Genomic DNA, 20,465 nt, shown 5'->3' on the forward strand with positions numbered 1-20,465 from the left:
CGGCCGCCCGGCCCGCTCAGACCTCCTGCGCCGCCGTCGAGCGCTGCTCCAGGCCGGGGCGCTCGCCCTTGTCCGGCTTCTCCGGGACGACGAAGCGGTAGCCGACGTTGCGGACGGTGCCGATCAGCTGCTCGTGCTCGACGCCGAGCTTGGCGCGCAGACGCCGCACGTGCACGTCGACCGTCCGGGTGCCGCCGAAGTAGTCGTAGCCCCAGACCTCCTGCAGCAGCTGCGCCCGGGTGAAGACCCGGCCGGGGTGCTGGGCGAGGTACTTCAGCAGCTCGAACTCCTTGAAGGTGAGGTCGAGCACCCGGCCCTTGAGCTTGGCGGAGTAGGTGGCCTCGTCGACCGAGAGGTCGCCGTTGCGGATCTCCATCGGGCTGTCGTCGGCCACCACCTGCAGGCGGCCCATCGCCAGGCGCAGCCGTGCCTCGACCTCGGCCGGTCCTGCGGTGTCGAGCAGCACGTCGTCGACGCCCCACTCGGCGGTGACGGCCGCGAGGCCGCCCTCGGTGACCACCAGGATCAGCGGGGAGCCGATCCCGGTCGAGCGCAGCAGCTGGCAGAGGCTGCGGATCTGCGGCAGGTCACGCCGGCCGTCGACCAGGATCACGTCGGCGCTGGGCGTCTCGACCAGGGCCGAGCCCTCTGCGGGCGCCACCCTGACGGTGTGCAGCAGCAGGCCGAGAGCGGGCAGCACCTCTGCCGAGGGCTGCAGTGCGTTGGTGAGGAGGAGGAGAGAACTCATACCCGGTAGTCCCCTTTCCGGGTCGTCGCGGTCTCAGCGGTACGGCTGCCGCCACAGCCGGCAGGCGCACGTACTGAGATGGGTGGGGGAGGCGCGTCCACAGGGTGAGATCCGGGAGACTCGCCGGCGCGCACGGCCGTACGGGGCGCGCGACAGGAGTCCCGCAACCCCTGACGCTCCGTTATGACCCTGCTCATCCGCGAACCTTCCGGTCTGCTCCCGCGCCGGGTGGCGACCCGGCGCCGGTACTGCCGCCCTGCTGACCCGCAAGCACCTCGTTGTGCCGCTTCGGCGGGGCGGTCCTCACGGCCGGCGCGGGTGGGGCGCCGGCCGCAAGGACGTCCGTACTGGCGTCCTGAAAGCACAAAAGGACCCGGGGGCGACTCTGCCCGGATCCCTTACGCCACGAGAATAGCCGACCACTCCCCGCTCCGGGAGGGCTGCGCCGCTTCGGTTCGGCCGGATCGGGCACCGGACGCGTGACTCCTGCCACGTCCGGGCGTTCTCCCAGTGCCCGGAACGTGTGCCCCGAGGGTGTGCCCCCGACCTGGAGGGTTGCCGCCGAGGTGGCCGGTCGGTCCATCATGGGAGCCGCACCGGCCGCACGGTACGTGTACACCTTTCGAGTGGGTGACCCGGCAGACAGAGCGGGGCCGCCGCACCGGGCGAGGACGACGAGGAGGGGTTGCCATGGCCGCAGCCACCAGTGCCGGTACGGAGCAGAATTCCACCGTCAGAGTGAAGGGCACCATCCGCTACTGGGCCGCCGCCAAGGCCGCGGCCGGGATCGCCGAGGAGCCGTACGAGGCCACGACGCTGGCCGAAGCACTCGCCGCGGCGCGCGCCCGCCACGCGGACCGCCCGCGCCTGCTGCAGGTGCTCGACCATTGCTCCTACCTGGTCGACGGCGCCCAGGTGGGCGCCCGGGACCACGCGGTGGTGCCGCTGACCGAGGGCGGCACGGTCGAGGTGCTGCCGCCCTTCGCGGGCGGGTGAGATGACCGCTCTGACCACGGCGCCCGCCGCCCGCCGGGCCGGCTCGCCGGTCGTCGAACCGGGGCTGCAGCCCGCGCTGCTCACCGCGGTCCTGTGCGCCCTGGTGGCCGGATCGGCCTTCGCCGGCCGGGCCGGTCTGGTGCTCATGGTGGCCGCCCTGCAGGTGCTGACGGCCGCCGGCTGGTTCCGGCTGAACGGGATGTGGCCGGCCCGGCAGGGCATCGCGCTGGCCGCGCTCGCGGGCTTCGCGGCCGACCTGGGGGTCCTCGTGGTCGGCGGGCCGGCCGGCCTGATCGGTGCGCTCGGCGGTGCGCTCGTCCTGGGGCTGGTGCTGCAGACCTTCCGGCCCTCCGATCCGTCCGAGCGCTTCTACGCGCTGACCGTGCTGGGCTCGGCCACCGTGGCGTCGGGGTTCTGCGCGGCCCTGCTGCTCGCCGCGCACGTACCGGCCGCGGTGCTGGCGGTCGCGGCGACCGTGGCGGTGGCGGTGCTGCCGCTGCCGGGCCCGGTGGCGGCGGTGGCCGCCCTGCTGCTGGGCGCCGGTGCGGGCGTGCTCGCGGGCGCGCCCCTGGCGGTGGCGGTGCCGGCCGCGGTCGGCGCACTGGTCGGGCGCCGGGTGGCCGGGTACGACTTCCCCTCGCGCTTCGTCCACCTGACGGCCGGAGTCGCTCTGCCGCTCGCTGTGGCCGCTCCGCTGGTGTGGATCGGCTCCCGGCTGTTCACGGGCTGAGCCGGGCGGTACCGGGATCCGGAACCGCTGGACGGCCCGGAACGTCGTACGTCCGTACGACAGGGATCACACAGGGGGCACAGGATGCGCGGGTGGCTGAAGCTGGCGATCGGTCTGGCGGTGCTCGCCGGGCTGCTCTTCGGCGCCGACCGGATAGCCGTCGGCGTCGCCCAGGACGAGGCCGCCGACCAGTTGGTGAGCAGCGGCCGCCTCAGTGCCCGCCCCGAGGTCTCGATCGAGGGCTTCCCGTTCCTCACCCAGGCGCTGGCGGGCCGGTTCGACGCCGTCCGCCTGTCGGGCGAGGGCGTGACGGTGAGCGACGGCAGGCAGCAGGTGGCGCTGCGCTCCTTCAACGCCCGGCTGTCCGGGGTCGAGATCAGCGACAACTACCGCAGTGCGACGGTGAAGAGCGGCAGCGGCAGCGGTCTGATCTCGTACGCGGACGCGGCCAAGCTGGTCCAGGGCGCGGAGCGGATCGACCTCTCGTACGGCGGGCCGGGCAAGGTGAAGGCCTCGGTCGCGGGCGTGGCGATAGGCCAGGGCAACGTGCACAGCAAGGGCAACACGATCACTGCCGACGGCTTTCAACTCGGCGGCCTCGGCTCGCTGTTGAACGGGCGGGCGAACGAGCTGCTGGGCCCGCGCAGCTTCACCCTGACCAACCTGCCGGCCGGTCTGAGCCTGGCGAGCGCGACCCCGCAGCCGGACGGCCTCCAGCTCAGCTTCCAGGGCAGCGACCTCAAGCTGATCGGCTGACCCGGCCGCCTCCCCCAGCCCCTCCCGTTCCGCTCCGCGAGACGCGCTGTCCAGCGCAGGCTCGTGGAGCGGTCTCGTTCCGCCCCCGGAAGGGCTCATGACGACCCTTGGCCGGGCAGCCGTAGGGCAGCAGAAGGTCAAATCTCAGTATTCGAATCAATTGGTCTCATTATTCGATACGCTGGTGACAGCGGGCGGCGGTTGTCCCTAGCATCATCGGCATGAAGCGACAGGCGGATCTCACGAAGCGGCGGGCGGTAGACCTGTGCCGCGTGGCTGCCTGCCTGTGTCGAATGCGCTGACAGGGCGGTTCTGACCGGCAGTTCCGGCCCGCCCCACCTCTGCCGATGGCCTGACCTGGCACTCTGACGCCGAAGGCCACCCCGGCGCCCCTGACCAACAGTCCCGCACGACCCGTACACCGCCCTGTCTCGGTATCCGGACAGAAGTTCGGACGGGCCGGTGTCGGGCGCCCCTCAGCAGCCCCTTCCGCCAACCGCCCCCGGATGGAGAACACCACATGAGCCGCAGCGACGTCCTGGTCGACGCCGACTGGGTCCAGGCCCGCCTGGACGACCCGAAGGTTGTCATCGTCGAGGTCGACGAGGACACCTCCGCGTACGAGAAGAACCACATCCGCAACGCCGTCCGGATCGACTGGAAGAAGGACCTCCAGGACCCGGTCCGCCGCGACTTCATCGACCAGGCCGGCTTCGAGGCGCTGCTCAGCGCCAAGGGCATCGCCAACGATGACACCGTCGTGCTCTACGGCGGCAACAACAACTGGTTCGCCTCGTACGCCTACTGGTACTTCAAGCTGTACGGCCACGGCGACGTCCGCCTGCTGGACGGCGGCCGCAAGAAGTGGGAGCTGGACTCCCGCGAGCTCGTCGCCGCCGTGCCCGAGCGCGCCGCCACCGAGTACAAGGCGCAGGCCGCCGACAGCTCGATCCGCGCCTTCCGCGACGACGTGCTGGCCGCGATCGGCAACCTGAACCTGGTCGACGTGCGCTCGCCCGACGAGTTCTCCGGCAAGCTGCTCGCCCCGGCCCACCTCCCGCAGGAGCAGTCGCAGCGTCCGGGCCACGTCCCGACCGCCCGCAACATCCCGTGGGCCAAGAACGCCAACGACGACGGCACCTTCAAGAGCGACGACGAGCTGCGCGCGCTCTACCAGGAGGAGGGCGTGGACCTGGAGAAGGACACCATCGCCTACTGCCGTATCGGCGAGCGCTCCGCGCTCACCTGGTTCGTGCTGCACCAGCTGCTCGGCCAGACCAACGTCAAGAACTACGACGGCTCCTGGACCGAGTACGGCAGCCTCGTGGGCGTGCCGATCGAGCTCGGCAACTGAGCCACCGGCTCGAACCGTAAGAAGGGAAGACAAGACATGTGCGGTGCGAAGGCCGGCGGCCCGGACCTGGCAGGAGTTGACGTGGCGAACGAGACGATCATCCAGGGTTCGGTGACCCGCGACGGAGAGCCGGTCAACGGCTACGTGCGTCTGCTGGACGAGGGCGGCGAGTTCACCGCCGAGGTGCCCACCTCGGCCACCGGGCAGTTCCGCTTCTTCGCCCGCCCGGGCAAGTGGACGCTGCGCGCGCTGGTGCCCGGCGCGACCGTCGACCGGGTGGTGGTCGCCTCCCAGGGCGCCTTCACCGAGGTCGCGATCGCGGTCTGACACGTTCCATGACTGTGGCCCTCTGCCCCGGCGGAGGGCCACAGCCATACCCTGGACGTGTGCAGGCACATCAGCGGCACGTCCGGTACTTCGTCATGATGGGCGTCTGTCTCGGGACGTTCGTCCTGGCGTGGGGCGTCGTGCGCTTCTGGTCGGTGCCCGCCGCGATCGGGCTGTGCCTCTTCGCCATGGTCATCCCCCCGGCCGCGGCGATCTTCGCCAACAAGCGGGACCCGGACGACGACTGGTGGAACGACCCGCGCTGGGACGACCCGGAGTGGGACGACCCCGGCCACGACCGGGACCGGCCCGACCGACAGCCGCGTCAGTAGACGAGCGCCTGCACCCCGTCGGCCATGATCTCGCTGACGAAGACCTGCGCGCCGGCGATCCTGACCCCCTCGACGGTGTCCTGCTGCTCGATCCCGCGCCGGGCCGCGCACTGGGTGCACAGGGTGACCCGACCGGCCGCCAGGATCGACTCCAGCAGGTCCGGCAGCGGCGCGGCGTGCGGCAGCTCGAACTCGGCCGCCCGGCCGGGCAGCGCGAACCACGACGACTCGCCGGTCAGCCAGAGCGACACCTCGACCCCGCTGGCGACCGCGACCGCCGCCACGGTGAACGCCTGCGAGCAGCGCTCGGGCGCGTCCGCTCCGGCAGTGACCTTGATGACCAGCTTCTTCGACATGCTCGACACCTTATGCCGCTACGTGGCGGGGCTCACCAAGACCGGCCCAGGGCCGACGGATAGACTCAGCGGCGTCTTACGCCCGCTATCGCCGTCAATGGGAGCACCCCCGTGTCCGGTCTCGAAATCTTCTTCGACAGCCTGCTGGCTCTCATGGCCGTGCTGATCACCTGGTTCGCCGTCTTCTCGGTGATGAAGCTCTACCAGGGCCAGCGCTGACCTGACCTGCCGTACGGTTGAAACAGACCCACACCGACGACAGCGACCAGGAACATGATCGAGATCCCCTCTGACCTCCACAAGGACGTCGTCCCGCTGGCCTTCCTCCTGGGTACCTGGGAGGGCGCGGGCGTTTACGACTTCCCCGGCACCGAGAAGTGCAACTTCGGCCAGGAGGTGATCTTCCGGCACGACGGCCGTCCGTTCCTGGAGTTCCGCTCCCGCACCTGGGTGCTGAACAACGAGGGCGAGAAGGTCCGTCCGCTGGAGAACGAGTTCGGCTTCTGGCGGATCACCACCAACCAGCAGGGCACCAGCGGCGAGCGGGAGATCGAGATCTCCTCCGTCCGCGACGACGGCACGGTCGAGGTCTGGTACGGCAAGCTGCACGACGGCAAGCCGCAGATCGACGTGGCCACCGACGCCGTCGCCCGGATCGACGGCTCGGCGCCGTACACCGGCGGCAAGCGGCTGTACGGCATGGTCAACGAGGAGCTGCTCTGGGTCGGCGAGAAGGCCGCACCCGAGGTGCCGCTGCGGCCGTACATGTCGGCACAGCTCAAGAAGGTGCTCAACCAGGCGAAGCTGATCCAGGACATCGCGGACCTGCCGGACGACGGCATCGCGTTCTTCCGCTGATCACAGCTTGCAATGTAGGGACCGGCCGTAAGACCGGTCCCTACACTTGTCTCACGACCTCTATCCGGGCAGGGACACCACCGTGGCGAACACCGACACCCCCACCGACTGGAAGGCCGACCTGCGCGAGCGCGGCTACCGCCTGACGCCGCAGCGGCAGCTGGTGCTGGAGGCCGTCGACGTACTCGACCACGCGACCCCGGACGAGATCCTGGCCCAGGTCCGGCGGACCGCCAGCGGCGTCAACATCTCCACCGTGTACCGCACGCTGGAGCTGCTGGAGGAGCTCGGGCTGGTCTCGCACGCCCACCTCGGCCACGGCGCCCCGACGTACCACCTGGCGGGCCGGCACACCCATCTGCACCTGGTCTGCCGGGACTGCGAGCGGGTCACCGAGACCGACACGGCGATCGCCACCCCGCTGATCGACAGCCTGCGCGCCGAGCACGGATTCGACACCGACCTCAAGCATTTCGCCATCTTCGGCCGCTGCGCCGACTGCACCGCGAAGCTCGCACAGTCGCAGTCGTAAGCTGACCGGTATGAAGAGCCCGCTGCTTGGTCTGCCCGGTGCCGTCCCCGCCGAGGGAGCCGACGAGGGCGTGGCCGCCCACTACGGCAACATCTTCCGCGAGCAGCGCGAGCTGGCCGCCGGGCGCGGCTTCGTCGACCTGTCGCACCGGGGCGTGGTCACGGTGACCGGCACGGACCGGCTGACCTGGCTGCACCTGCTGCTCACCCAGCACGTCAGCGCCCTGCCGCCGCAGCAGGCCACCGAGGCGCTGATCCTCTCCCCGCACGGGCACGTCGAGCACGCGCTCTACCTGGTCGACGACGGCACCACCACCTGGGCGCACGTCGAGCCGGGCACCCAGCAGTCGCTGATCGCGTACCTGGAGAGCATGAAGTTCTTCTACCGGGTGGAGATCGCCGACGCGACCGCGGACTACGCGGTGGTCCACCTCCCCGCCGGGTCCACCGCCTCCGCCGAGGGCGCCGCCGCCCTGCGTGAACTCCCGTACGGGCGCGACCTGTTCCTGCCGCGCGGCGAGCTCGAGAAGCTCGCGGCGCAGTACGGCCCGGCCGCCGGGATCTGGGCGTACGAGGCGCTGCGGATCGAGGCGCACCGGCCGCGGCTGGGCTTCGAGACGGACCACCGCACCATTCCGCACGAGGTCGACTGGCTGTCCACCGCCGTGCACCTCCAGAAGGGCTGCTACCGGGGCCAGGAGACCGTCGCCCGGGTGCACAACCTGGGGAAGCCGCCGCGCCGGCTGGTCTTCCTGCACCTGGACGGCACCGAGGAGTCGCTGCCCCCGCACGGCACCGAGATCCACCTCGCCTCGGACCCGGCCGGCCGGGCGCTGGGCTTCGTGACCTCCTCGGCGCGCCACTTCGAGCTGGGCCCGATCGCGCTGGCGATCGTCAAGCGCAACGTCGCGGTGGATGCCCTGCTGCTGGCCGGCACGGTGCCGGCCTCGCAGGAAGTGGTCGTCCCCCAGTAGCGGTCAGATTTCGACGAGCACGGTGAACGGCCCGTCGTTCACCAGCGACACCTTCATGTCCGCGCCGAACCGGCCGGTCTCCACCTTCGCGCCCAGCGCCCGCAGTTCGGCCACCACCGCGTCCACCAGCGGCTCGGCGACGGGGCCGGGCGCGGCGGCGTTCCAGGTGGGCCGACGGCCCTTGCGGGCGTCGCCGTACAGGGTGAACTGACTGATCACCAGCAGCGGCGCCCCGATGTCGGAGCACGACCGCTCGATGTCGTCACCACCGTCGAAGAGCCGCAGGGTCCAGACTTTCCTGGCCAGTTGGGCGGCCTTGGCGGGGGTGTCCTCATGGGTCACGCCGACCAGGACGCACAGGCCCGGACCCTCGATCGATCCGACGACCTCGCCGTCCACCGTCACGGCGGCCTCGGCCACCCGCTGCACCACTGCTCGCATGCCGCCATTGTGCCGGAGGCGCGCAGGGGGTCGGCGCGCGCCGGGGTGTCTGCGCGTGCGCCCCCGGCGACCGGGTACTGCCTGCGGATTGCCCACGTCGTATCAGCCACCCCGCTTCGCCACGCGGCCGTTCGGGTGCACGGGCGGTGCGCGGGCCGGGCCGGGGTGGCACGCTGTGGGCGGTACGAAGGCGCGGGCCCGACGCGTTCGAGACGATCGAACGACTGTGCTGACCGAGGTCGCTCAGGCGGGTGGTACCGGCGCTCCGGGGGAACCTCGCGGGGGCGCAACGGCGTGCAGCACGACGGGACCAGGAACGGTGCGCGGGCGCCGGCGGGCGGGATCGGACAGCGTGACCAGGACAGCGGCAGGTGGTTGGTTGATGGACGCGAGCAGCACGGCCCACGATCACTCGTACGGATTCGCCGAACTCGGCCTGGAGCAGCTGAGGCTGCTCCGCCGGGACGCGCAGGAGCAGGAGGCCGATCTCTCGTACCTCCGCCGGCTGCTGCACGGCCGGATGGACATCCTGCGGGCGGAGCTGGACCGGCGCCGGGTGCAGCTCGCTCCGCTGGAGGGTTCCGAGGGGTCCGGTGCGCTGCTCGACCGGCTGCCCGCCATCCTCGCCGACACGCCGTCCCTGGTCCGCCGCCCGGCCAGGCACCTGACGGTGGGCCCGCCGCGCGGCGAGCAATACCAGCGCGAGGCGGACGCGCTGATGGGCGACGTCCGGCTCGCCGACCTCGCCGCGCACCCCACCGCCGCCCTGTTGGCCGCCGTCGAGCGGCTCGCCGTCCACGAGCGCGAGGTCTCGGGCCGGCGGCAGATCCTGCAGCGGACGGCGGACGACTGCAGTGCCGAGATCACGCGCAGGTACCGTGAAGGGGAAGCGCGGGTCGACGACCTGCTCGCGGGCGGCTAGCTGCGGGGAGGGCGGCCACCCGGCCCACCCTCACCCTGGAGTAGTCCCGATGTCGCAGTCCGCTGCCCTGCCCGTTCTCGCCGAGGTCATACGCTCCGGCTTCACCGAGGGCCGTCATCGCGGCTCGCTGGTGCTGCTGGCGGCCGACGGCTCGGTGGACCTCGCGCTCGGTCTGCCGGACGCGCCGGTCTTCCCGCGGTCCTGCGCCAAGCCCTTCCAGGCCGTGGCCACCCTGCGGGCCGGGCTGGCGATCGAGGGCGAGCTGCTCGCGCTGGCGGCTTCCAGTCACTCCGCAGAACCGTTCCACCGCGACGCCGTACGGAAGATCCTGGACGGCGCCGGCCTGACCGAGGAGGCCCTGCAGACCCCGGCCGACCTGCCGCTCGACCAGGTCGAGGCCGAGGCGCTGCTGAGCAACGGCGGGCGGCGCAGCCCCATCATGATGGACTGCTCCGGCAAGCACGCCGGCTGGCTGGCCGCCTGCGCCGCCAACGGCTGGGACACCGCGAGCTACCTGGACCCGGCGCACCCGATCCAGCAGCTGGCCAGGGAGGCCCTGGAGGAGGGCACCGGCGAGCGTGTGACCGAGGTCGGCACGGACGGCTGCGGCGCCCCGTTGCTGGCCGTCACGCTGACCGGTCTGGCCCGCGCCTACCGCTCGCTGCTGCTCGCCGAGCCCGGCACCCCGCAGCGCCGGGTCGCCGACGCGATGCGGGCCCACCCCGAGTACGTCGCCGGCACCCGCCGCGCCGACACCTGGCTGATGCGGGCGGTGCCGGGCTCGCTCTCCAAGATGGGCGCCGAGGCCGTCCAGGTGGTCGCGCTGCCGGACGGGCGCGCGCTCGCCTTCAAGATCGAGGACGGCGCCGAGCGGGCCCGTGGCCCGGTGCTGGCGGCGGCCCTGCGGCGGCTGGGCATCGACGACGAGGTGCTCACCCGGATCGGCGTCGAGCCGCTGCACGGCGGCGGCGCGGTGGTGGGCGCCGTACGGGCTGCGTTCTGAGCCGTACGGGCGGCGTTCCTGGGGGCGGCCTTCCGACGGCCCGTCCCGGGTGCGGGTCGTGACCGGGTGGGGCACGGTGGACCGGGGGGCCGTGCCGCCACTCAGGGAGACAGTCATGACCGACCACATCTACCGCGTCACCGAGATCGTCGGCTCCTCGCGCGAGGGAGTCGACGCCGCGATCCGCAACGGTGTCAACCGGGCCGCCCAGACCCTGCGCAACCTGGACTGGTTCGAGGTGGTCCAGATTCGCGGCCACCTGGAGGACGGGCAGATCGAGCACTTTCAGGTCGGGCTGAAGGTCGGCTTCCGGCTGGAGGACGAGGACTGACCGGGCAGCAAGAGGCCGGGGCGAGCAGAACTGCTCGCCCCGGCCTCTTGGCAACCTCGAAGGCAACTCGAAGGCCCGAGACCCCGCACGGGGGAGTCGGCGTCCGGCTCAGTGGCCGGACTCCTCCAGCCGCTTGATCGAGGCGACGATCTCGGCCTCGGCCTCGACACGGCCGACCCAGTTGGCACCCTCGACCGACTTGCCGGGCTCCAGGTCCTTGTAGACCTCGAAGAAGTGCTGGATCTCCAGGCGGTCGAACTCCGACACGTGGTGGATGTCGCGCAGGTGCTCCCAGCGCGGGTCCGTCGCCGGGACGCAGAGCAGCTTGTCGTCGCCGCCGGCCTCGTCGGTCATGTGGAACATGCCGATGGCGCGGCACTTGATCAGGCAGCCGGGGAAGGTCGGCTCGTCCAGGATGACCAGCGCGTCCAGCGGGTCGCCGTCCTCGCCGAGCGTGCCCTCGACGTAGCCGTAGTCGGCCGGGTAGCGGGTCGAAGTGAAGAGCATCCGGTCGAGACGAAGGCGACCGGTCTCATGGTCGACCTCGTACTTGTTCCGCGAGCCCTTCGGGATCTCGATCAGGACGTCGAACTCCAACGGTTCCTCCAAGGTAGGGACTGACAGAATCCAAGTGTCTCCTACGGCAGGGTGTGCTCAGGAGCAGGGTGTGCTCAGGAAAGGGGCCGGTCGGTGCAGGGAAGTACAGGGGTGGGACGCGGACGCAGAGCCGCGGTCGCCGGAGCGCTCGGAGTGGCGCTCACGGCAGGCGTGCTGACTGTGGGCGTCGATCAGGCACTGGCCCAGCCTTCGCCGGGCCCTGGCCACAGCCAGTCGGCGGGTAACGACAAGGCCAACGGCAACAAGAGCAACGGCAAGAGCAACGGCAACGGCAACGGCAACGGCAACGGGAAGTCCCAGACGCCGACGCCCAAGAACCCGCCGACGGGCGGCCGCAAGGCGCTGGCGGCCGGTGGCCCGGTCCTCGCGGCCAGCTCGGGCGGCACGGACGGGCTGCCGACCACGAACGGCCTGCAGCGCGAGCTCGGCGCGACCCTGCAGGACAAGTCCCTCGGCACCCTGAACTTCGCCGTCGCGGACGGCACCACCGGCGAACTCCTGTACGGCTCCGGCGAGAACACACCCGCCACACCGGCCTCCACCACCAAGCTGCTGACCTCGCTGGCGGCGCTCGCCCTGATCCCGGCCGACACCAGGATCACCACCAAGGTGGTCAAGGGCTCCGCCCCGGGCGAGATCACCCTGGTCGGCGGAGGCGACCCGACCGTGACCGGCCTGCCGGTGGACCAGGTCCTGGTCGGGGGCATGCCGGTCGACGCCGAGACCGCCCCGGCCTCGCTGGCCGACCTGGCCAGGCAGACCGCGGCGGCACTCAAGGCGGCCGGCACGACCTCGGTGAAGGTGAGCTTCGACACCTCGCTCTACACGGGCCCGCTCCTGCACAAGGAGCACGACGCGATGAACATCGCCGCGGTGACCCCGCTGATGGTGGACGAGGGCCGGATCGACCCGAAGTCCCCGGACGAGGCGCCGGCCCGGGTCTTCGATCCGGCGGGCTCGGCCGCCGAGGCCTTCGCGGGGCTGCTCAGGGCCCAGGGGATCACCGTCCTGGGCAAGGCCACCTCGGGCACCGCGGCCTCCGGCGCGCAGGTGCTCGGCAAGGTCGACTCGCCGACCGTGCCCCGGCTGGTCGAACGGTTGCTCACCACTTCGGACAACACCCTGGCCGAGGCGGTGGCCCGCCAGGTGGCCATCGCCGCCCACCAGCCGGCGAGCTTCGACGGCGCCGTGGAGGCGATGAAGCAGACCCTGGAGAAGCTGGGCGTCCCGATGGCCGGGGTGGTCCTGCACGACGGCAGCGGACTGCACAAGGGCAACCTGATCTCGCCGATCGTCCTGGCGAAGGTGCTCGCCCTCGCCGCGTCACCCCAGCACCCGGAGCTGCGCCCGCTGCTGACCGGTCTGCCGATCGCCGGGTTCACCGGCACCCTGGTCAACCGCTTCGGCGCCAACTCGGGGGCCCAGAACGCCGCCGGGATCGTCCGGGCCAAGACCGGCACGCTCGCGGGCATCAACACCCTGGCGGGCACCGTGGTGGACGCGGACGGGCGGGTGCTGGTCTTCGCGCTGATGACCAAGACCACCGCCGGGCCCGACGCGGCCCGTGCCGCCGTCGACCGGATCGTGGCCCACATCGCGGGCTGCGGCTGCCGGTAGGGCAATGCCACGAGCCGGAGGGCGCGCCGACGCCGAAAGCGACGAGTGACGTGGGCCCCTCCTGCCCGATGCCGGGCAAGGAGGGAGACCGACGTAGGAGGGAGCGCCGGAGCGTGGGGGCACCTCCCAGCCGCCAGGCTGGGGGAGAGTGTCGGCGTCGGGTCAGGAGCGCCCGGAGGCGAGTTGAGTCGAGGCCGATGGGAGGCGTCTGCCCGGGCGTCTCCCCCCGGCGCGCCCGAGCACGTACGGTGAGGTCATGACGAGCGCGAGCGGCGGTGCTGACATGGTCGACTGGAATCTCGCGGTCGCGACGGCGACCCGGTTGGCCAGGCCCGGCCCGGAGGTGACGCGGGGACAGGCCCGTGAGGTGGTCTCCGAGCTGCGCCGGCACGCCCTGGAGGCCGAGGAGCACGTCCGCGAGTTCACCGGTCTGCGCTCGACCAGCCTCGCCTCGGCCGCCGCCACCCCCGTCCTGATCGTGGACCGCCCCGGCTGGGTGCGGGCCAATGTGGCCGGGTTCCGCACCATCGTCCAGCCGCTGGTCGACAAGCTGCAGGCACGCCGGTCGGACGGCCCGGGAGCGGCCGTGTTCGCCTCGCTCGGCGAGAAGGCCACCGGCGTGGAGGTGGGCGCCGTGCTGGCCTTCCTCTCCACCAAGGTGCTCGGCCAGTACGAGACCTTCGCCCCCGCCGAGCCGCCGCTCGGCTCGCTGCCCGAGGCCCCCGACAGCCCGGCCGGCCTCTTCGACAAGCCCCGCCGGGGCCCCGAGCCGCCCGGCCCCGGCCGGCTGCTGCTGGTCGCGCCCAACATCGTCCAGGTCGAGCGGGAGCTGGACGTCCAGCCGCACGACTTCCGGCTCTGGGTCTGCCTGCACGAGGAGACCCACCGCACCCAGTTCACGGCCGTGCCGTGGCTGCGCGACCACATCCAGGCCGAGGTGCAGTCCTTCCTCGCGCAGACCGACGTCGATCCCGGCGCCCTGCTGGAGCGCGCCCGGGAGGCGATCGGCGGCGGCATCCCCGGCCTCGGCGGCCGGGGTGACGGTTCCGGACCGACGACGCTGCTGGAGGCCGTCCAGTCGCCCGTGCAGCGCGAGATCCTGGGCCGGCTCACGGCGGTGATGTCGCTGCTCGAGGGGCACGCGGACGTGGTGATGGACGGCGTCGGCCCGGCGGTGGTGCCGAGCGTCGCGGAGATCAGGGAGAAGTTCCAGCAGCGCCGCGACCGGGGCGCGGGGCGGCTCGACCTGCTGCTGCGCCGGCTGCTCGGGATGGACGCCAAGCTGCGGCAGTACCAGGACGGCGCGGTCTTCGTCCGGGGCGTGGTGGACCGGGTCGGCATGGCCGGCTTCAACCGGGTCTGGACGTCGCCGAACACCCTCCCCACCAAGGAGGAGATCCACGACCCCGCCGCCTGGGTCGCCCGCGTGGTGAGCTGACCGGGCTGCATCGTCGCCCGCTCGCCTCCGAGGCGGCTCGGGGCTGCATCGTCGCCCGCTCGCCTCCGAGGCGGCTCGGGGCTGCATCGTCGCCCGCTCGCCTCCAGAGCGGCTCGGGGCGGGTTCCGGCGCCGCCGGCTGAGCGCGTGTTCCCGTCCGCAGGAGTGGGTCAGGCGTGCAGATGGGGGTGCATGAACGTTTCTTCATTCACCCGTACGTGGGACCGTGGTCGTACCGGTGGCGCGGGTGGCATAGCCGAAGCCCGGATTCTGCGACCATCTGTGAGCACCTGGTGACAGAAAGCTGACAGGGCGTCACACCCGGCCGGCCCTCACCGTCCCGCACCGTCCCTCCGTCAAGGAGTGCTTCCCCGTGGGCCCACACCCCGCTGTCGCGGCGATACGTCTCGCCGTACGCCGCACGCTCACCGACCTCGTGGCCGAGGCCGGCACCACCCTCAGCGCCCCCACCCGCGCGCCCCGCACCCGCCCGGCCGCCCTCACCCAGGCCGTCGCCGTCACCCAGGCCGCCGCCGGGCAGAGCACCGGGCAGGCCGCCTGGCAGACCGGTACCGCCCTGGCCGAGGCCACCACGCTCATCGGCAACGCCCGCCGCCACCCCTCGGGCCTGCCCCGGACGCCCGCCGCGCCCGGCTCGCCGCTCGTCCTGGTCGCCGTCAGCGGCGGCGCGGACTCCATGGCGCTGGCCATCGCGACCGCTTTCGAGGCGCCCAAGCTCGGCCTGCGGGTCGGTGCCGTAACGATCGACCACGGCCTGCAGGAGGGCTCCGCCGCCCGCGCCCAGCAGGTGGCCGACCGGCTGCGCCAGCTCGGCCTGGACCCGGTCGAGGCCATCTCCGTCCGGGTCGGACACCAGGGCGGCCCGGAGAACGCCGCCCGGGACGCCCGCTACGCCGCCCTGGACGAGGCCGCCGAGCGCCACCGGGCCCTGGCCGTCCTGCTCGGCCACACCCGCGACGACCAGGCGGAGACCGTCCTGCTCGGCCTGGCCCGCGGCTCCGGCGCCCGCTCACTGGCCGGTATGCCCGCCCAGAAGGGCCGCTACCGCCGCCCGCTGCTGGAGCTCGACCGGGCCGCCACCCGGCAGGCCTGCACCGCGCAGTCCATCCCGGTCTGGGACGACCCGCACAACAGCGACCCGGCGTACACCCGCTCCAGGGTCCGCCACGAGGTCCTCCCGGTCCTGGAGAAGCACCTGGGTGCCGGCGTGGTCGAGGCCCTCGCCCGCACCGCCCGGCTCTTCCGCGACGACGCCGACGCCCTCGACCAGTGGGCCGCCCTCGCCGAACGCGACCTCCGTACGGCCGAAGGCGCCCTGGACGTCGCCAAGCTCTCCGAACTGCCCCCCGCCGTACGCCGCCGGGTGCTGCGCAGGGCGGCGCTGCGGGCGGGCAGCCCGGCCGGCGATCTCTTCGCCCGGCACCTGGAGACGGTGGACCTGCTGGTCACCGGCTGGCGCGGTCAGGGGCCGCTGCACCTACCCGGGGGAGTCGAAGCCACCCGAAGGTGTGGCACGCTGGTCTTTCGGCGACAGAGCGACTAGCGGGTAAAAGCGCGTCGCGGGGCCGCCGCCGACACAGGACCCCGAACGTTTGAGGACGTATCCCCGGTGGACGACAAGGACATGGGCGCCGATCTGGCGAAGGTGCTCATCAGCAAGGACGAGATCGACGCCAAGCTCCTGGAGCTGGCCGAGCGGATCGACCAGGACTACGCCGGACGGGATCTGCTGATCGTCGGCGTGCTCAAGGGCGCCGTGATGGTCATGGCCGACCTCGCCCGTGCCCTGCACTCCCAGGTGACGATGGACTGGATGGCGGTCTCCTCGTACGGGATGGGCACCAAGTCCTCCGGCGTGGTCCGGATCCTCAAGGACCTGGACACCGACATCGCGGGCAAGGACGTCCTGATCGTCGAGGACATCATCGACTCGGGCCTCACCCTCTCCTGGCTGCTCGGCAACCTGGGCTCGCGCGGCCCGGCCTCCCTGGAGGTCTGCACCCTGCTGCGCAAGCCGGACGCGGCCAAGGTCGAGATCGACGTCAAGTACGTCGGCTTCGACATCCCCAACGAGTTCGTGGTCGGCTACGGCCTGGACTACGCGGAGAAGCTCCGCAATCTGCCGTTCATCGGCACTCTTGCCCCGCACGTCTACGGGGGCTGAGGACCGTCCGGGCGACAGGCGGGAACAGTGCGCTGTTCCCGCCCGTTGTGCGGGGGTAGGAAACACGTCGTGCCGTCGCGCTCCCGCCGTCAGGGGGAGCGACTGCGGTACGGTCCCATTAACCGCTCTTCTCATGAGCACATACCGGATGCGCCGACGGCCTCATGCCGTGCAGCGCCGTTGAGTGGCAGGAGGGACGGGGCGGCAACGCCCCGCATGGATGGACGTCAAGCGATACTTCCGTGCGCCGATCATGTGGATCGTGCTGGCCGTCCTCGCCGTCGTTGTGCTGATGCAGGTCGTTTCGGACTCGAACGGCTACAAGACGGTGGACAGTGGACAGGTCGTCAAGGCGATCTCCCAGAACGAGGTCCAGTCGGCGCAGATCACCACCGGTGATTCGAGCCTCATCAAGATCCAGCTGAAGGACGGCCAGAAGCTCCCGGCCAACAGCTCAGGAAAGGTGCCGTCCGGTACCAAGTTCCAGGCTTCCTACACCGGCGACCAGCAGGCCACCAACATCGCCAACACCCTGCAGGACCAGTACAACAAGGGCACGCTCCCCGACGGCTACACCGTGAGCCCCGAGAAGCAGTCCACGTTCGTCAGCCTGCTGCTCTCGATGCTGCCGATCGTCATCATCGTCCTGGTCTTCCTGTTCCTGATGAACCAGATGCAGGGCGGCGGCTCCCGGGTCATGCAGTTCGGCAAGTCCAAGGCCAAGCTGCTCACCAAGGACACCCCCAAGACCACGTTCTCGGATGTCGCGGGTGCGGACGAGGCGGTCGAGGAGCTCCACGAGATCAAGGAGTTCCTGCAGGAGCCGGCCAAGTTCCAGGCCGTCGGCGCCAAGATCCCGAAGGGTGTGCTGCTCTACGGCCCGCCCGGGACCGGCAAGACCCTGCTGGCTCGCGCAGTCGCGGGCGAGGCGGGCGTGCCGTTCTACTCGATCTCGGGTTCCGACTTCGTCGAGATGTTTGTCGGTGTCGGCGCCTCGCGTGTCCGTGACCTCTTCGAGCAGGCCAAGGCGAACGCCCCGGCGATCGTCTTCGTCGACGAGATCGACGCCGTCGGCCGGCACCGTGGTGCGGGCCTCGGCGGTGGCCACGACGAGCGCGAGCAGACCCTCAACCAGCTGCTGGTCGAGATGGACGGCTTCGACGTCAAGGGCGGCGTGATCCTGATCGCCGCGACCAACCGCCCGGACATCCTGGACCCTGCGCTGCTGCGTCCCGGCCGTTTCGACCGGCAGATCGCCGTCGAGCGCCCGGACCTGCAGGGCCGTCTGGAGATCCTCAAGGTCCACCAGAAGGGCAAGCCGGTCGCCCCGGACGTCGACCTCTCGGCCGTCGCCAAGCGCACCCCCGGCTTCACCGGTGCTGACCTGGCCAACGTCCTGAACGAGGCCGCGCTGCTGACCGCCCGCTCCAACAAGAAGCTGGTGGACAACAACATCCTCGACGAGGCGATCGACCGCGTCGTGGCCGGCCCGCAGAAGCGCACCCGGATCATGTCCGAGAAGGAGAAGAAGATCACCGCGTACCACGAGGGCGGTCACGCCCTGGTCGCGGCGGCTTCCCCGAACGCGGACCCGGTGCACAAGATCACCATCCTGTCCCGCGGCCGGGCGCTCGGCTACACCATGGTGCTGCCGGACGAGGACAAGTACTCGACCACCCGTAACGAGATGCTCGACCAGCTGGCGTACATGCTGGGCGGGCGCGCGGCGGAGGAGCTGGTCTTCCACGACCCGACCACCGGTGCCTCGAACGACATCGAGAAGGCCACCGCGACGGCCCGTGCGATGGTCACGCAGTACGGCATGACCGAGCGGCTCGGCGCGATCAAGTTCGGTTCGGACGCCTCCGAGCCGTTCCTGGGCCGTGAGATGGGTCACCAGCGCGACTACTCGGAAGAGGTCGCCGGGCTGGTGGACGAAGAGGTCAAGAAGCTCATCGAGAACGCGCACAACGAGGCCTGGGAGATCCTGGTCGAGAACCGCGACGTGCTCGACAACCTGGTCCTCGAGCTCCTCGAGAAGGAGACGCTCAACAAGGAGCAGATCGCCGAGATCTTCCGCCCCGTCGTGAAGCGTCCGGCCCGGCCGGCCTGGACGGGCTCGTCCCGTCGTACGCCGTCCACCCGCCCGCCGGTGCAGTCGCCCAAGGAGCTGGCGCTCACCAACGGTGTCGCCGCCTCCGCGGAGACCGCCCCGGTGGACATCCTGAAGCTGCCCCCGGTGACGGGTGACAGCAGCCCGGCCGAGAGCTGACCGGCAGGCACCGTACGGAATGCATGCCGCGTCTCCAGGGTTTGTACCCTGGAGGCGCGGCATTCGTGCTGTTCAGCCTGTTGACCCCGAAACCCCAAGCGAGGCACGCATGATCGACCCGGTGACTCTCGAGCAGGACGCCACCATCGGGACGTTCGACCAGAAGCGTGCCGAGAACGCTGTCCGCGAGCTGTTGATCGCCGTCGGCGAGGACCCGGATCGCGAGGGTCTGCTGGAGACGCCGGCCCGCGTCGCCCGCGCGTACAAGGAGATATTCGCCGGCCTCTGGCAGGAGCCGGAGGACGTGCTGACCACCACCTTCGACCTCGGCCACGACGAGATGGTGCTGGTCAAGGACATCGAGGTGTTCTCCACCTGCGAGCACCACCTGGTGCCGTTCCAGGGTGTCGCCCACGTCGGGTACATCCCGTCCGTGCAGGGCAAGATCACCGGGCTCTCCAAGCTGGCTCGCCTGGTCGACGTCTACGCCCGCCGCCCGCAGGTCCAGGAGCGGCTGACCAGCCAGGTCGCCGACTCGCTGATGCGGATCCTGGAGCCGCGCGGCGCCATCGTGGTGATCGAGTGCGAGCACATGTGCATGTCGATGCGCGGCATCCGCAAGCCCGGCGCCAAGACGATCACCTCGGCCGTCCGCGGCCAGCTGCGCGACCCCGCCACCCGCGCGGAGGCGATGAGCCTCATCATCGGGCGCTAGACCGCTCAGGATCGGGCATCCCAGGGGCGCGAGGAACTGCGCGAAGCGGGAGGCTGCAGGCCGTTGCCTTCCGATCTCGCGCAGTTCTCCCCCAGCCTTCGGCCGGGAGGTGCCCCCACGCGCCCCTGTGGTTGGCCCGCTGCCGTGGCCGCCGCTCAGATGTCGTGCTCGGCGTGCGGCGGCGCGGGCGTGCCCAGGGCGTTGCGGCGCTCGGGCATCCGCAGCTTCACCATCCGCCGCCAGCCGAAGGCCGCGTCGTACACGTAGAGCGCGTACAGGCCCGCCGCGAGCAGCAGGCGCTGCCGGCGCGGCCACCCCAGGATCCGCCCCATCGAGGCCATCACCGCGAGGCCGACGTCCCGGTGGGTGCGGATCTCGCCCTTCGCGGTGTGCTCCAGGGTGTGCCTGATGTACGGGCCGTGTCCCTGGGCGACCAGCCGCAGCAGCTCCTCGTGGCAGTACGCGAGGTGGTTGTCCTCGTCCGCGGAGATCATCCGCATCGCCCTGCCGATCTCCGGGTTGTCGCTGTACGCCTTCACCAGCTGGCGCATCTGCTCCGAGGCGCGCTGCTCGGTGACCCGGCTGTGCGCCAGGTAGGTGATGATCTCCCGGTCGGCGAGCGGTACGTCGGACTTCAGCCGGTCGTGGGCCAGGCCGATGCCCTGCTGCTCCAGCAGCATGCAGTAGTCGGCGTCCGGGGGGACGTCCACCTTCTCCAGGCCGCGCTTGTGGAGCAGCTGGGTGAAGATCCGGCCGTGCTTGCGCTCGTCGGCGCCGTGCCGGGCCACCTTGGGTGCGAGCACCGGGTCCTGGGTCAGGGCGGTGATGCGCTCGTTCTCCCAGCCGCCCTGGTCCTCGCCGCCGGCCGCGATGCTGCAGAACAGCTGGTACGCCTCGTCGTTCCGGTAGATCTCGTCGAACAGCGAACGGGTGGTGAGCATGTGGCCTCCTGAGCGAGTTCC

Annotated in this window: 24 protein-coding genes; 19 read left to right on the forward strand and 5 right to left on the reverse strand. The window is 71.3% G+C overall.

Annotation, left to right across the window (positions count from 1 at the left end; all coding sequences use genetic code 11):
• Positions 1-16: 16 nt before the first annotated feature.
• Positions 17-748: a response regulator transcription factor gene (locus FB465_RS19835; protein ID WP_145792441.1), complete on the reverse strand. Its 732-nt coding sequence runs from the start codon at positions 746-748 to the stop codon at positions 17-19.
• Between the two features lie 690 nt (positions 749-1,438).
• Here FB465_RS19835 and FB465_RS19840 point away from each other — a divergent pair.
• The 7 genes from FB465_RS19840 (at position 1,439) to FB465_RS19865 (ending at position 5,243) form a co-directional block, all read left to right on the forward strand.
• Positions 1,439-1,744, forward strand: a complete 306-nt coding sequence (locus FB465_RS19840; protein WP_211785822.1) for a MoaD/ThiS family protein — start codon at positions 1,439-1,441, stop codon at positions 1,742-1,744.
• Between the two features lies 1 nt (position 1,745).
• Positions 1,746-2,474 (forward strand): hypothetical protein, encoded by a 729-nt coding sequence (locus FB465_RS19845; RefSeq protein ID WP_145792443.1) that lies wholly within the window; start codon positions 1,746-1,748, stop codon positions 2,472-2,474.
• An 84-nt stretch (positions 2,475-2,558) separates the two neighbouring features.
• Complete coding sequence (locus FB465_RS19850) at positions 2,559-3,230, forward strand: LmeA family phospholipid-binding protein (RefSeq protein ID WP_145792445.1); 672 nt, start codon at positions 2,559-2,561, stop codon at positions 3,228-3,230.
• Positions 3,231-3,451: 221 nt separating this feature from the next.
• Positions 3,452-3,532: an Ms5788A family Cys-rich leader peptide gene (locus FB465_RS37965; protein WP_369405619.1), complete on the forward strand. Its 81-nt coding sequence runs from the start codon at positions 3,452-3,454 to the stop codon at positions 3,530-3,532.
• 218 nt (positions 3,533-3,750) lie between these two features.
• Complete coding sequence (locus FB465_RS19855; protein WP_145792447.1) at positions 3,751-4,584, forward strand: sulfurtransferase; 834 nt, start codon at positions 3,751-3,753, stop codon at positions 4,582-4,584.
• Positions 4,585-4,620: 36 nt separating this feature from the next.
• On the forward strand, positions 4,621-4,911 hold the full coding sequence (locus tag FB465_RS19860; RefSeq protein WP_073926623.1) for a DUF1416 domain-containing protein: 291 nt from the start codon (positions 4,621-4,623) through the stop codon (positions 4,909-4,911).
• A 59-nt stretch (positions 4,912-4,970) separates the two neighbouring features.
• Positions 4,971-5,243, forward strand: a complete 273-nt coding sequence (locus tag FB465_RS19865) for a DUF3099 domain-containing protein (RefSeq protein WP_145792449.1) — start codon at positions 4,971-4,973, stop codon at positions 5,241-5,243.
• Here FB465_RS19865 and FB465_RS19870 read toward each other — a convergent pair.
• Positions 5,237-5,599, reverse strand: coding sequence for a DsrE family protein (locus FB465_RS19870; RefSeq protein WP_145792451.1), 363 nt, complete (start codon positions 5,597-5,599; stop codon positions 5,237-5,239). The two genes, FB465_RS19865 and FB465_RS19870, sit on opposite strands and share 7 nt — an antisense overlap.
• A 273-nt stretch (positions 5,600-5,872) precedes the next feature.
• Here FB465_RS19870 and FB465_RS19875 point away from each other — a divergent pair, with 273 nt between their 5' ends.
• The 3 genes from FB465_RS19875 (at position 5,873) to ygfZ (ending at position 7,962) form a co-directional block, all read left to right on the forward strand.
• Positions 5,873-6,457 carry a heme-binding beta-barrel domain-containing protein gene (locus tag FB465_RS19875; RefSeq protein ID WP_145792453.1) on the forward strand — a complete coding sequence of 195 codons (585 nt, stop codon included), beginning with the start codon at positions 5,873-5,875 and terminating at the stop codon, positions 6,455-6,457.
• A gap of 82 nt (positions 6,458-6,539) precedes the next feature.
• Positions 6,540-6,989: a Fur family transcriptional regulator gene (locus FB465_RS19880; protein ID WP_145792455.1), complete on the forward strand. Its 450-nt coding sequence runs from the start codon at positions 6,540-6,542 to the stop codon at positions 6,987-6,989.
• Between the two features lie 10 nt (positions 6,990-6,999).
• On the forward strand, positions 7,000-7,962 hold the full coding sequence (gene ygfZ, locus FB465_RS19885) for a CAF17-like 4Fe-4S cluster assembly/insertion protein YgfZ (protein WP_145792457.1): 963 nt from the start codon (positions 7,000-7,002) through the stop codon (positions 7,960-7,962).
• A 3-nt stretch (positions 7,963-7,965) separates the two neighbouring features.
• Here ygfZ and dtd read toward each other — a convergent pair whose 3' ends face one another.
• Complete coding sequence (gene dtd / locus FB465_RS19890) at positions 7,966-8,403, reverse strand: D-aminoacyl-tRNA deacylase (RefSeq protein WP_145792459.1); 438 nt, start codon at positions 8,401-8,403, stop codon at positions 7,966-7,968.
• 382 nt (positions 8,404-8,785) lie between these two features.
• On the opposite strand from dtd, the gene FB465_RS19895 reads away from it, so the two are divergent.
• The 3 genes from FB465_RS19895 to FB465_RS19905 all read left to right on the forward strand — a co-directional run bounded on the left by FB465_RS19895 (position 8,786) and on the right by FB465_RS19905 (position 10,659).
• Entirely contained in the window at positions 8,786-9,325 is a 540-nt protein-coding gene (locus FB465_RS19895) for an RsiG family protein (protein ID WP_211785823.1), read from the forward strand.
• 49 nt (positions 9,326-9,374) lie between these two features.
• Positions 9,375-10,328, forward strand: a complete 954-nt coding sequence (locus FB465_RS19900; protein ID WP_145792461.1) for an asparaginase — start codon at positions 9,375-9,377, stop codon at positions 10,326-10,328.
• A gap of 115 nt (positions 10,329-10,443) precedes the next feature.
• A complete protein-coding gene (locus FB465_RS19905) occupies positions 10,444-10,659 on the forward strand; it encodes a dodecin (RefSeq protein ID WP_145792463.1) in 216 nt (71 codons plus the stop codon).
• Between the two features lie 108 nt (positions 10,660-10,767).
• On the opposite strand, the gene FB465_RS19910 is transcribed toward FB465_RS19905, so the two are convergent.
• Positions 10,768-11,256 carry an inorganic diphosphatase gene (locus FB465_RS19910; protein WP_145792465.1) on the reverse strand — a complete coding sequence of 163 codons (489 nt, stop codon included), beginning with the start codon at positions 11,254-11,256 and terminating at the stop codon, positions 10,768-10,770.
• 153 nt (positions 11,257-11,409) lie between these two features.
• Here FB465_RS19910 and dacB point away from each other — a divergent pair, with 153 nt between their 5' ends.
• The 6 genes from dacB to folE all read left to right on the forward strand — a co-directional run bounded on the left by dacB (position 11,410) and on the right by folE (position 19,503).
• On the forward strand, positions 11,410-12,894 hold the full coding sequence (gene dacB, locus FB465_RS19915) for a D-alanyl-D-alanine carboxypeptidase/D-alanyl-D-alanine endopeptidase (RefSeq protein WP_145792467.1): 1,485 nt from the start codon (positions 11,410-11,412) through the stop codon (positions 12,892-12,894).
• 256 nt (positions 12,895-13,150) lie between these two features.
• Positions 13,151-14,332: a zinc-dependent metalloprotease gene (locus FB465_RS19920; RefSeq protein ID WP_145792469.1), complete on the forward strand. Its 1,182-nt coding sequence runs from the start codon at positions 13,151-13,153 to the stop codon at positions 14,330-14,332.
• Between the two features lie 372 nt (positions 14,333-14,704).
• Positions 14,705-15,895, forward strand: coding sequence for a tRNA lysidine(34) synthetase TilS (gene tilS / locus FB465_RS19925; RefSeq protein ID WP_145792471.1), 1,191 nt, complete (start codon positions 14,705-14,707; stop codon positions 15,893-15,895).
• A 66-nt stretch (positions 15,896-15,961) separates the two neighbouring features.
• Positions 15,962-16,516: a hypoxanthine phosphoribosyltransferase gene (gene hpt / locus FB465_RS19930; protein ID WP_145792473.1), complete on the forward strand. Its 555-nt coding sequence runs from the start codon at positions 15,962-15,964 to the stop codon at positions 16,514-16,516.
• A 220-nt stretch (positions 16,517-16,736) separates the two neighbouring features.
• Positions 16,737-18,788: an ATP-dependent zinc metalloprotease FtsH gene (gene ftsH / locus FB465_RS19935; RefSeq protein WP_145792475.1), complete on the forward strand. Its 2,052-nt coding sequence runs from the start codon at positions 16,737-16,739 to the stop codon at positions 18,786-18,788.
• Positions 18,789-18,897: 109 nt separating this feature from the next.
• Positions 18,898-19,503 (forward strand): GTP cyclohydrolase I FolE, encoded by a 606-nt coding sequence (gene folE, locus FB465_RS19940; RefSeq protein WP_145792477.1) that lies wholly within the window; start codon positions 18,898-18,900, stop codon positions 19,501-19,503.
• Positions 19,504-19,658: 155 nt separating this feature from the next.
• Here the strand turns inward: folE and FB465_RS19945 are convergent, their stop codons facing one another.
• Positions 19,659-20,444: a ferritin-like domain-containing protein gene (locus FB465_RS19945; RefSeq protein WP_145792479.1), complete on the reverse strand. Its 786-nt coding sequence runs from the start codon at positions 20,442-20,444 to the stop codon at positions 19,659-19,661.
• Positions 20,445-20,465 lie beyond the last annotated feature (21 nt).

Source organism: Kitasatospora atroaurantiaca, assembly GCF_007828955.1.
In the GTDB taxonomy this organism is placed as follows: domain Bacteria; phylum Actinomycetota; class Actinomycetes; order Streptomycetales; family Streptomycetaceae; genus Kitasatospora; species Kitasatospora atroaurantiaca.